General features: G+C 34.7%; 4 protein-coding genes. 3 read left to right on the top strand and 1 reads right to left on the bottom strand.

All coding sequences use genetic code 11. The features are described 5' to 3' along the window. Nucleotides 1-34: 34 nt before the first annotated feature. Nucleotides 35-1747 (bottom strand): helix-turn-helix domain-containing protein, encoded by a 1713-nt coding sequence (locus Q0829_RS22365; RefSeq protein WP_298547125.1) that lies wholly within the window; start codon nucleotides 1745-1747, stop codon nucleotides 35-37. Nucleotides 1748-2218: 471 nt separating this feature from the next. Between Q0829_RS22365 and Q0829_RS22360 the strand changes: the two genes are divergently transcribed. The 3 genes from Q0829_RS22360 (at nucleotide 2219) to Q0829_RS22350 (ending at nucleotide 13266) form a co-directional block, all read left to right on the top strand. Then, nucleotides 2219-2788, top strand: coding sequence for a sigma-70 family RNA polymerase sigma factor (locus tag Q0829_RS22360; protein WP_298547123.1), 570 nt, complete (start codon nucleotides 2219-2221; stop codon nucleotides 2786-2788). 304 nt (nucleotides 2789-3092) lie between these two features. Beyond that, nucleotides 3093-6275 (top strand): RHS repeat domain-containing protein, encoded by a 3183-nt coding sequence (locus Q0829_RS22355; RefSeq protein ID WP_298547121.1) that lies wholly within the window; start codon nucleotides 3093-3095, stop codon nucleotides 6273-6275. 4 nt (nucleotides 6276-6279) lie between these two features. After that, the gene (locus Q0829_RS22350; protein WP_298547118.1) at nucleotides 6280-13266 is read left to right on the top strand and encodes a DUF6443 domain-containing protein; all 6987 of its coding nucleotides are present in this window, start codon (nucleotides 6280-6282) and stop codon (nucleotides 13264-13266) included. The last annotated feature ends 39 nt before the right edge of the window (nucleotides 13267-13305 follow it).

Raw genomic sequence — 13305 nt, 5'->3', positions numbered from 1 at the left:
AACACAATTGTATGAATTAATTAAAATCAACACGTTAACTGGTTTCTATTTTTTTAATGAAATATGAAGGTTTTAGTCCCGTTTCCTTGTAAAAAGCCGATGCAAAAGATTCAGATGAATTAAAGCCCACTTCATTCGCAATAGCTTTTATTGTATATTTTCTAAAAAGTTTATCTGTTTTCAGTTTTTCTATTGCATAATTAACTCTAAGATTATTAACATATAAAACAAAGCTTTTCTCAAAAAAGTGATTTATTACTAAAGATAAATATCGAGAGTTGGTATTGATTTGTTTAGCTAAACCACCTAGCGTTATTCCTTGTTTAGTATAATCAAGATCTTTTTCAAATTTTTCTAATCCAGATAAGATCATTTCTAAAACCCTGTCAGATATGTCAATACTTTTCTTTTTACTAGGATCTGCTAAAGGAAGCTTTTTATCTAATTTTTTACTATTATTTTCTTTCGAGGTTTTCTCAATTATGTTTTTAAATCTAGTTTTATATTTTTTCTGCTTTCTATAATTATATATCCAAAGAAAAAATAATAATATAGAAATAGAGAAAAAAACAATGAAATAGTTTTGAAATCGATTTCTTCCTTTTTTAATGGAATTGATAATCTTATCCTTTTCAGAAATTAGTTTTGGGGTATCATATTCACTTATAATTTTAGTAGACAAATGACGATAGTTACTATCTATTAATTTATTAATATCTAGAAGTTTTTCTATATAGGATAAGGTTTTTTCTTTATTATCGGTTCTTTTATAATAGTCTACTAAGGTTTCGTGACCATCAACTAACAAAGGATGGATATCTCCAGTAATTTGATATATGGAATCATTATTTTTAAAATATTCAATAGACAAATCTTCATTATTAAATTCTTGTTCTATTTTTCCTAAAAAATAATTGCTAAAGGATAAACATTCATGATTGTTGATTTTTTTAAAATAAGTAACGGTTTTGATAATACTATCTCTTGATTTAGTAAACTCATCTCGAAAAAATAAACTTATACCCTCATTTAAAACCAAAAGATTGTATCTTAAAGAGTCACTTTCTTTAAGAGCCATTTTAATTCCAAGTTTATTTAAAACCGTAGCTGAATCTATTTTATCATTTCTTACATATTGTATAGCCAGATCGGTTAATGCTTGTAGATATTCTGATTCATTGCTGTTATTGTATTTGTTATCATTTACAAATCTCCAGCTTTCACGAAAAATCTTTAATGCTTCACTGTTTAAAAGAAGTTTGGCTTTTATCCCTCCTATTTGATGATTAATGTAATAGTTCGTTTCAGCATCATCTTTACTTACATATTTTTTAGCTTCAATATAATTATCAAATGATTTTTTGAATTCTTTATTCGTAAAATAAATATCAGCTTTAAGTAAATAAGCAGAAAGAGGATATATTTTATAGCCCTTATTCTTACTTATAAAAATTATACTATCTGAGTATTTAAAGCTTAATTCATTATAATAATGGTATCCTAAAAAATGATATCCAATAGACATCCTAAAAGAATCCATTTCTTTTCTAGCCTTTCCTAAATATGCTTCTGCATAGCTTTTTGATTTTATACGATTATCTTCATTAGCATAATACGCTTTTTGTAATTTATCATACGGCAATTTGGTCAATGAATCCTGCAAAGAAATATTCTCTACCTGCGATGTAGAAGTTTGACTACCTATAAAAAGAAGTAATAAATTAATTAAGTATTTATTAAAAGACATATTTAAATATTCATAGATATTATTGAGAATTAATAGGATTAAAGTTAGTAATAAGAAATTTTCCGCTATGCATTAAATTTATTGTCAATTTACTTATAAATGTGGTGTTTTAAAGACACGAAATTCTTGAATTAGGGTATCGTAATTCATAAATCACGACTACCTCCACTTGCACTAACGCAATTCTCCCTCATATATTTGCCCTGAAACAAAAACGTAGTCGAACATCTGATCAGTCGCAAAACTACCATAAAAATCAATAACAACTTTATAGATTTCCGTAAGGACTTCAAAAAATCAACTTTTTAGCATAGAGAAAAGATCGAATTGATTTAACGATCAATGGATCTAAATAATCCATAAAACAATTTACTGCAACTACCGATTTGTAGCACTTAAAAACGGTGTTTTTCAATACCGAAAGGGGACTTTTATGTCAAAATTTAAAAGGGAAAATCACATACAATAAAAATGAATACAACAAAAAATCAACACGTCATCGATGGAATTATTACTGGGGATAGTAGTATTCTTAAATCATTTTATAAAAAGAATCTACCGCCGGTTAGAAAGTTACTCCTACAGTATGGAGGAACTGCAGAGGATGTGGAGGACATCTTTCAGGAAGCATTGGTATTACTATATCATCAACTAAGAGCTAGTGACTTTGAAATTCACACCTCTATCCACGCCTATTTTATGGGGATTTGTAAGAACATGTGGAGGAATCAAATTCGCAAAAAACAACTGTTAACATACAATGAACAGCTTATGGAGAATGCTTTAGACCCATCGGATTCCGTGTTGGAAACGATCAATAAAGAAGAACAACAAAAAGTATATCAAAAACATTTTATCAGGCTCACGGACCGTAATAAAAATATACTAGGATCCTATTTGGAAGGAAAAAGTATGAAAGATATCGCTACCAGCAACGGATATACAGAAGGCTATACACGAAAAAAGAAATGTATGATTAAAGAACGCCTGCTTCGTATGATACAAAGTGATCAGGTATATCAGGAGTTAGTGATGAGTTAGGAGTTAGTGCGGAGTACAAAGTAATGAGTACTACATAGTTGATGAGTAAGTGAGTCTCTGAGGACCGAGATTCCTCCATAGGAGAACAGGTCTCGAAGTCCGAAGTACAAAACACGCTAAAAAACATCATATCGTATAGAATTTTCAAAAAAAAGTAAAAAACAGGGGTAACATTTCTCTTTCTAACGACACGTACAAGTAGGGAGGCAAAATTTACCTCAGAAGTATTCTTAATCACATTAAGAAATTGATGAGTTTGCGATCGGAAAAATTGAATTGAATATAAATTATTAAGTATTATTTTATGAGAAAAATTGTTAGGATTATATTGGTTACATTTTTATGGCCAAGCATTTTTTATTGTCAATCTAATGGAAACAATCCTTTTAATAGTCTAATACCGGGCGATGAACTCGTGGCTACTCCAGATGTGATGGCTTTTCATAAGTATAATTCACTACCAATAAACCTTTATACAGGTAAAATCGAAGTAAACTTACCTTTATATGAAATCACTTCTGGAAATATTAATATTCCCATCAGTCTTTCTTATAATTCGGGGGGTATAAAGGTAGATGATATAGCCTCAAATGTTGGACTTGGCTGGAACTTAAATGCCTCTGGAAGTGTGGCAACAATTATTAAAGATATTCCGGATCAAACGCTTAGACGAGGTTTAATTAGCGAAAATGATTGGGATCACGGATCGATTACTTATGAATATGTTACTCAAAAAGGGTATTTGAGAGAATATGATGAGATATTACAGATTAATTCTCATTATGATCTTTATCAAGGTTACGATTTAGAGGCAGAAGAAGATGCTTCTCCAGATATTTTTATTGCGAATGCTCCAGGATTATCTTCAAGATTTATTTTAGAAAAAAACAATAATTCGTTTAATATTTTACCCATTGATGGATCAGGTATTATTAACAGTAATCCTATTACGTATGGAGAGGTTGAATCTAATAATTTAGGTTTTCAACTTAATGAACTGGAAATTCTTGATTATAACGGATATTCACCTACTACTAACTGGACTGATATATTTAACTACTATGGATATCATAAATTTGAATTAATTAATACAAATGGTATTAAATATATTTTTGACAAAAAAGATTTAAGAGAATCTTTATCCAGACAAGCTAAATATAGTCCTACAAATGGAGGTAAAGTTACTACAAGTGTTACGGCACATCATTTATCAAGCATGTTTGACCCCAGAAGCAATACAACTGTTAATTTTAACTACGAAGAATATCAAAAAGCCACAGTTCAACATGAAAGGTCGATGATTGAAGATGCCCTAACCAATCACGTTGATCCTGATGATTGGGTTTCGGTTAAAGTTTTTGGTCATCTACCATTGATAAATTCTTTCAACGAAAATAATAACCAAATTAATGAGAATGTATTTAGGTCATCCCTGAATTATATAAAATATAAAAAGGCTCATCGTTTAAGTAAGATTAATTTTCATAAAGGGGCAGTAGAATTCGTATATGGTCATATTAGACAGGATGCATATGATGAAAACGCATTGACGGAAATTGTAATAAAAGATATTCATAATTCAATAATAAAAAGGTTTGAGTTTGATTATGATTATTTCATATCAAAAGAGAATTGTTCCCAACCCGAATGTAAGCGATTAAAACTAGAACGAGTTAGACAGATTGGAAGAGACGATACTTCTATTGATTTGTATACACTTGATTATAATTATACAAATCCTTTACCAAAAGTGAAGGCTTTACAACAAGATTTTTTAGGGTACTATAACAACAATGGTGTTACAACACCTGAAACATCAAGTACTCAAAGAAAACAGCCTATTCTATATTATCACAAAAACCAAGGGGCAAATTCGATACTTCCATTTCCAATACAAGATCAAAGTCATGTTACCATTACTGGAGATTACAGTTTACAATCTAATGATTATTCTTTAACAGGAACACTAAAGTCTATTCAGTATGTTACTGGTGGTAAAAGTGAGTTTGAGTATGAAACACATAGATTTAATTTTCTTGGAAAAGAATATACGGCAGGAGGTGCCAGAATTAAAAGTCAAAGACTCACCGATGAAAATCAAAACGTAAAAGTTTTAGAGTATGAATATAAACACGGAAACGACAAATCATCAGGTTACATAAATAATATACCAGTTTTTGGATATCCTTATATGTGGGATCCTTCCAAAACCACTAATAATGTATCTTTTACTGTTTTTGACAAATCTAGAAGTGCCCTAGAGTTAACAGATGGCAGTTTTGTAGGTTATTCCGAAGTTATTGAAAAAGAAATAGGAAACGGTCATACAATACATAAATTTATTTCGCCGGAGACAGCACCTAATATTCCAGAAACATATATTACAAGTAATACTGGAAATCCTAATCATATAGGGATAAATGATCAAGCTGCTTTAAATTTTTTAAAGAACAACAGTGCGTATCCATTTTCAAATTATGTGGATAACGATATTTTACGAGGTAAGCCCTCACTGATAGAATACCGTAATGAATCAAACGAAACTTTAAAAACTATTAATTATGACTATAAAAGGAAAATTTTCAACACACTCAACCTTAGTTATAGAGATATTTTAGATAATTATGGGAGAGATGATCAAAATTTAGATTTTGGAACTTGGCATTTCTACCATTCCTCAGAATTGAATATAGAAAGAAACTTACAATCAAAAAAGATTACTACTGACTATCTAGAAAACGGAAATAGAATTACAGAAGAAACTTTTCAATATGATGATAAATACCCATTTCTTAAACAATATAGTTTAGTTGACAATACTAATACACTACAAACAAACACATACTATCCTTTTGATTATGAAATAAACAGCTTGACATATATGACGGATTTAATACTTCAAAACAGGGTAGCTGAACCAATTAGGGAAGAAAATAAATTCAATAATCGATTAACCAATATGAGTATGTTCGATTATGGAAACTTTAACAATGAAGTAATCTTACCAAGAAGTATTTCAAAAAGAAAAGGAGATGAACTAATAGAAGAGAAATCAATAATTGATAGTAGAGATGAAAATGGAAACATACTCCAGTTTCATAAAAAAGATGATATATCTCAAATATTGATCTGGGGATATAATAACCAATATCCAATAGCGAAAATTGCCAACGCTTCCTATACAGGGATGCCTACAGAGGTAATCGATTTGATTGATCAGATCAAAATAACATCTAATACAGAAAATAGTAGTACTGCAGAAGCTTCTATGAGAACTAATTTAGAAACACTACGATCTCATTCATTTTTTGCCAATGCAGAAATGAGTTATTATACTTATGACCCACTGATTGGAGTCACCAGTATGACAGATCCCAGAGGCTATACGATGTATTACGAGTATGATGGTTTTAATCGATTATCCGTAGTAAGAGATGAAGATGGAAACATCTTATCAGAAAACCAGTACCATTACAAAAACAACTAAGAAGATGAATTTCAAATATTATTATATAACTTTTATATTTCTGTGTATTGCTCAGTTTGCTAGTGCTCAGATTGTTTTAAACCCTTGTAGAGGGGACGATTTTGGAGGACAACCCTGGTATTTAGATGCTGATGCTGATGGGTACGGGAATCCTCATCAAGCGATTTGTGCTCAAACCCGACCTACCGGATATGTGGCCAGACAATTTCAATGGGATCAAAATGATAACGATGCCAGCATTTATCCTGGCGCTACTGAATTATGTGATGGAAAAGACAATGATCAGGATGGGTTGATTGATGAATCCACTCCTCCACCAACACCAAGCGCAGCAAGTGTTGCTAATAATTGCGGTAGTAGTGTACTATCCAGAAGCAATCCACCAAGTGGGATTACCTGGTATTGGCAAGGTACTGCTGGAGGAACTAGCATTGCTAATAGTAGTCCTTCTATTACCAGAACCAGCGGAAGTAGACATTACTTGCGAGCAAGAAACAATACGACAAAATGTTGGAGTCCTGCACGAACAGTTAATTATAGTATTAAATCAGTACCGTCTATACCAAGCGCACCAAGTGTTGCTAACAATTGTGGTGGTAGCGTGCTATCCAGAAGCAATCCACCAAGTGGGGTAACCTGGTATTGGCAGGGTACTGCTGGAGGTACTAGCACGGCTAATAGCAGTTCTTCTATTACCAGAACAACTGGTAGTGCATATTATCTAAGAGCTAGAAATAATTCTTCAGGATGCTGGAGTCCTTCAAGAACCGTAAACTATAGTGTTAGAGTTGTACCTCCGATACCTAGTACACCAAATGTTGCTAACAATTGTGGTGTTAGTGTACTTACTAGAATCAATCCACCAAGTGGTGTTACCTGGTATTGGCAAAGTACTGCTGGAGGAACTAGCACCACTAATAGTGGTTCTTCTGTAACTAGAACCAGTGGTAATTCTCATTATCTAAGAGCTAGAAACAATAGTTCAGGATGCTGGAGCCCTGCTAGAACCGTAAACTATAGTGTTAGATCGGTACCTCCGACACCGGCCATAGCCACGGTTGACAACAACTGTGGGAATAGTGTACTTAGAAGAAGTAATCCACCAAGTGGGGTTACCTGGTATTGGCAGGAAACTGCGGGAAGCACCAGTACCTTGAATAGTAATGCATCCATTACCAGAACCACTGGTAGTAAATATTATCTAAGAGCTAGAAACAATAGTTCAGGATGCTGGAGCCCTGCAAGAACGGTAAGCTATACTATTAAATTGGTTCCTCCTACACCAGCTGCACCAAGTGTTGATAACAATTGTGGAAATAGTGTGCTTAACAGAAGTAATCCTCCTAGCGGGATTACCTGGTATTGGCAGAGTACGGCAGGAGGAACCAGCACTTCTAATAGTAGTGCTTCTATCACCAGGACCAGTGATAATTCTCATTACCTAAGAGCAAGGAATAACTCTTCAGGATGTTGGAGCCCTGCTAGAACAGTTAATTATAGTATCAAAGCTGTACCTCCAACACCAGCTACACCAAGTGTTGCTAATAATTGTGGAAATAGTGTACTTAGCAGAAGCAACCCACCAAGTGGAGTGACCTGGTATTGGCAAAGTACTGCAGGAGGAACCAGTACTTCTAATAGTAGTGCTTCTGTAACCAGAACTACCGATAACAAGTATTATCTAAGAGCCAAAAACAATAACACAGGATGTTGGAGCCCTGCTAGAACCGTAAATTATAGTATCAAATCAGTGCCTGTAACACCAACTGCACCTTCAGTTGCTAACAACTGTGGCAATAGTGTGCTTAGCAGAAGCAATCCGCCGAGTGGGATTACCTGGTATTGGCAGGATATTGCAGGAGGCACAAGTACTACTAATAGTAGCCCTTCTGTAACCAGAACTAGTGGTAGTGCGTATTACCTAAGAGCAAGAAATAATACTACAGGATGTTGGAGTCCTGCAAGAACAGTAAATTATAGTATTAAATTGGTTCCTAATACGCCAGCTGCAGCAACCGTTGACAGCAACTGCGGTAATAGTGTGCTTAGAAGAAGTACTCCGCCAAGTGGAGTGACTTGGTATTGGCAGGAAACTGCCGGAGACACCAGCACCGCTAATAGTAACTCTTCAATAACCAGAACTAGTGGTAGTGCGTACTACTTAAGAGCAAGAAATAATACTACAGGATGTTGGAGTCCTGCAAGAACAGTTAATTATACTATTCAATTGGTTCCTACTACGCCAGCGGCACCTACCGTTGATAATAACTGTGGTGGTAGTGTTCTTACCAGAAGTGCTCCTCCAAGTGGGATTACCTGGTATTGGCAGGAAACTTCAGGAGGGACCAGTACCTTGAATAGCAATCCTTCTATTACTAGAACCAATGGTAGTAAATATTATCTAAGAGCAAGAAACAATAGTTCAGGATGTTGGAGTCCAGTAAGAACAGTAAGCTACAGTGTTAAATCAGTACCTACTATTCCAACGGTACCAAGTGTTGCTAATAATTGTGGGAATAGTGTGCTATCCAGAGGCAATCCACCAAGTGGAGTGACCTGGTATTGGCAAGCTACCGCTGGAGGAACCAGTACTTCTAATAGTAGTGCTTCTATCACCAGAACTAGCGATAATTCTCACTATATAAGAGCAAGAAATAATACTTCTTTATGCTGGAGCCCTGCAAGAACAGTTAATTATAGTATTAAATCAGTGCCTATAACACCTGCAGCACCAAGCGTTGACAACAACTGTAGCAATAGTGTGCTATCCAGAGGCAATCCACCAAGTGGAGTGACTTGGTATTGGCAGGAAACTGCTGGAGGGACTAGCACAGCTAATAGTAGTCCTTCTGTCACCAGAACTAGCGATAATGTATATTATCTAAGAGCTAGAAATAATAGTACAGAATGTTGGAGTCCAGCAAGAACGGTTAATTACAGTATCAAAGAAGTTCCTGTAACGCCAACTGCACCAACGGTTGACAGCAACTGTGGCAATAGTGTGCTTACCCGAAGTAATCCACCAAGTGGTGTGACCTGGTATTGGCAGGATACTGCTGGAGGGACCAGCACGGCTAATAGTGATGCTACTGTAAGTAGAACAAGCGGTAGTGCGTATTACTTAAGAGCAAGAAACAACAATTCTTTATGTTGGAGTCCTGTAAGAACGGTTAATTACAGTATCATTCCTATTCCGGATTGGTATCTGGATGCCGATGGAGATGGTTTTGCAACATCAAAACTAACACAATGTAATAATCCTGGTAGTGGGTATACACAAACCGTACTACCTGTAACAGACTGTAATGATAGTAATGCAGCAATCAATCCTCTGACGATATGGTATGCGGATACGGACGGAGATGGTTTTGGAGATTCCACAGTTATAAAAACGCAATGTGTTCAACCTACAGGCTATGTTGCTGATAACACAGATCAATGCCCTGATATAGCAGGAACTATAAATGGATGTAATGAAAGATCTTATCAGGATGTAACCTTCAGTAATGAAAACTATGTGTACACCAGAGTATACCAAAAGGGGATGACATCATCAGATTCTATTAGGTATACTAAAGATGTGATCGAGAGCATTGGGTATTTTGATGGATTAGGACGTGCTAAACAGCAAATAGCAATCAAAGCCTCTCCGGATGAAAGAGATATTGTAACGCATATGGAATATGACTCCTATGGAAGACAAGCAAAACAGTATTTGCCTTTTGAAAGACAAGATGATCCGTTAGGGAGTTATCAAGCTGTAGATGTTACTACAGATATCAATAGCTATTATCAGACAAAGTATGCTGATGACTTTACAGAAATGGAAGCAGCTGATGTCAATGCGTATTCAGAAAGTATTTTTGAAGCTTCACCTTTACAACGAATGGTAAAACAAGGAGCCCCGGGAAAAGATTGGAAAGCTGATAAAGACTCAGATACGGATCATACCATTAAGTTTGGTTGGAGTAGTAATGCGCTGGAAGAAGTGGCTTATTTTTCAGTTACTTTTAGTGATACAACTAATACAGAAGCGCCTAGCTTATCTCAAAATGGGCATTATAACCTTAATGAATTATATGTAACCATTACCAAAGACGAAAACTGGCAACCTGGTCAAACATATGAAGATGATCATACTACTAGAGAATATACGGACAAATCAGGAAAAGTTATTCTAAAAAGAACTTTTGATCAAGGAGAAGCTCACGATACGTATTATGTATATGACGATTTTGGGAATTTGACTTATGTAATACCTCCTAAAGTGGATATAACTAATGATATCTCTGATACTGAGCTTTCCGAACTGTGCTATCAATACAAGTATGATCATAGAAACCGATTGATCGAAAAGAAAATCCCGGGAAAAGGATGGGAATCTATTGTGTATAATACATTGGATCAACCTGTATTGACTCAGGATGCACTTTTAATGGCAGATGCTGCCTGGCTCTTTACAAAATATGATGCATTGGGTAGAGTTGCCTATACAGGTAAGATCAACATTCCGAATAAAACAAGAGCAGAACTACAAACGGAAGCTAATGCGTTTACAGAAGACTTATGGGTAGAAAGCAGCCCAGAAAGAATGATTGGTGGTACTACCATGTATTATACCAATGGTGGCTATCCTGATGTACAAAGTGGAGAGGTATTAACCATCAACTATTATAATGATTATCAGTTTTTAGGTACTGTTCCTGTGACTTCTTTTGTGAATCCTATCAACGTTTATGAACAACCGATCACTGATCGTACCAAATCGTTAGCAACGGGAACCAAAGTAAAGGTATTAGAAACCTTAGACTGGATTACTACCGTTACTTATTATGATAAAAAGGCGCAACCAATATATATAGTAAGTGAAAATGAATATCTAAACACAATAGATATTGTAGCAACTAAACTAGATTTTGCAGGAAAAGTATTAGAAACCACAACGACGCATACCAAGGGTAGTAATGCACCGATTGTAACGGTAGCTACTTTTACGTATGATCATATAGGGAGATTATTGGATCAAAGACAAACAATCAACAATCAGGCGGAAGAGCGAATTGTATCCAATACTTATGATGAATTAGGACAATTGGAGTCTAAGGCTGTAGGAGGCACTTCGGCTTCGCTCAGTGCCCAAGGAGTCGAAGGAGGACTACAAAAGGTAGATTACACCTATAACGTAAGAGGTTGGTTAAAAGCAATTAACGAAGGTACTACTGATAATGGAGATTTATTTGGTTTTGCAATTAATTACAATACCACAATCGAAAATTTAGGAACAGTTGCTTTGTATAACGGGAATATTAGTGAAACCAGTTGGAAAACTGCGAATGACAATATTAAACGTGCCTATGGATATCAGTATGATGCTTTGAATAGAATTCTTGCAGGAACCAGTAGTGATGGTAGGTATAACCTAAGTAATGTATCCTATGACAAAAACGGAAATATTGAAACCCTACAAAGAACCGGTGCCATTGTAACAAACCCTGATCAGAGTAGATCTAGTGATTTTGGGATGATGGACAACCTTACATATACCTATAATGAGGGGAATAAGTTACGTACTGTGAACGATCAGGTAACGATGCCTTTTGGGTTTTCTAAAAGGACTACCGCTACTGGAGATGATTATGTATATGATCAGAACGGTAATATGACCATAGATCATAATAAAGGGATCAATGGTATTACCTATAATCATTTAAACTTACCAAGTGCAGTTGTAGTAGATAATGCAGATCATACCGGAAATATTAGCTATATTTACAACGCCACTGGAGCAAAGCTTAAAAAGATTGTAACAGAGGGAAGTTCTTTAATAACAACTGAATATGCTGGTAATTTCATCTATGAAAACGGACAACTTAAGTTCTTTAACCATGCAGAAGGATACATAGAACCTAATGGAGAAGGTGAGTTTGATTATGTATACCAATATAAAGACCATCTTGGTAACATCAGACTCTCATTTTCTGATAAGGATAAAGATGGAAAAATTGATGTGCTGAGAAATAATGCTGATGCAGACGGAGATAATGATTATGCTCACGAAATACTACAAGAGAAGAATTATTATCCCTTTGGACTACAACATAAAGGGTATAACTCAACTATTACTGGACGGAAGCATAACTATGGATTTGGTGGGAAAGAAGAACAAGATGAACTTGGTTTAGAATGGATCGATATTACTGCACGTAACTATGATCCTGCAATCGGTAGATGGATGAATCTTGATCCTCTTGCAGAAAAAATGCGTAGACACTCTCCTTATAATTTTGGTTTTGACAATCCGGTGTATTTTCAAGATTATGATGGAATGATGCCAACAGGTACAAATCCCATAACATCTTTAATAAAGCGATATATCAAAAGAACTTTAAAAGGTGCCAAAGGAAGACTTCTTAAATCTCAAAAAAGTCTAAATAAGCAAATTAACGCCCATATAAAAAAGCAAGCGGAGTTTAATAAAGATCCTATAGGAAATACTGATCCAGAGAGACTTGCTCAAATGACAAAAGATAATCCAAGCCCTGAAGTATTACTAAAAAGAGCTAAATCTAGAGGTGCTCCAGGAGGAGCATTAGATAAGCAAATGAAAAAGCAAAGGGGAGAACTTAAAAAAGTTAATGAAAAGTTAGATAATTTAAATAGGAATTTAGACAATTTATCACAAAATTCATCAAGCGTTGTGGTTGCAACTGCAGCTACGTCTGGTTCTATAGATTCTAATAACACGGATGATTGTGGAGATTCTTGTTCAGATAATAGTTCTAACTCTACAACAAGTAGTAGTGATGATTTTTCAATTTCAGTAATGGAATTTGCAATAGAAGTAACTGATTTTACTGAAAATATATTTACAGATACTTTTGGCGATGATAGTATGGGATTGAACAAAGGTTTAGATGAATCAAATCCTTTTGATTTTGGTTTAGGAGATTTCTTTAAAACAACACTAGAAGCCATAAAAAGGAATCAATAAATTTTGAAATAAAGAGTTAGAGACCTTAAAAAAGATTTA

Origin of the sequence: uncultured Aquimarina sp., from assembly GCF_947492405.1 — a bacterium.
Lineage (GTDB): Bacteria > Bacteroidota > Bacteroidia > Flavobacteriales > Flavobacteriaceae > Aquimarina.
This window is presented reverse-complemented; position numbering and strand designations above follow the sequence as displayed.

What these genes read in the sequence shown, in the direction of transcription:
- Q0829_RS22365 (WP_298547125.1), bottom strand. Translation starts at nt 1,747, where the DNA reads ATGTCTTTTAATAAATACTTAATTAATTTATTACTTCTTTTTATAGGT.
- Q0829_RS22360 (WP_298547123.1), top strand. Translation starts at nt 2,219, where the DNA reads ATGAATACAACAAAAAATCAACACGTCATCGATGGAATTATTACTGGG.
- Q0829_RS22355 (WP_298547121.1), top strand. Translation starts at nt 3,093, where the DNA reads ATGAGAAAAATTGTTAGGATTATATTGGTTACATTTTTATGGCCAAGC.
- Q0829_RS22350 (WP_298547118.1), top strand. Translation starts at nt 6,280, where the DNA reads ATGAATTTCAAATATTATTATATAACTTTTATATTTCTGTGTATTGCT.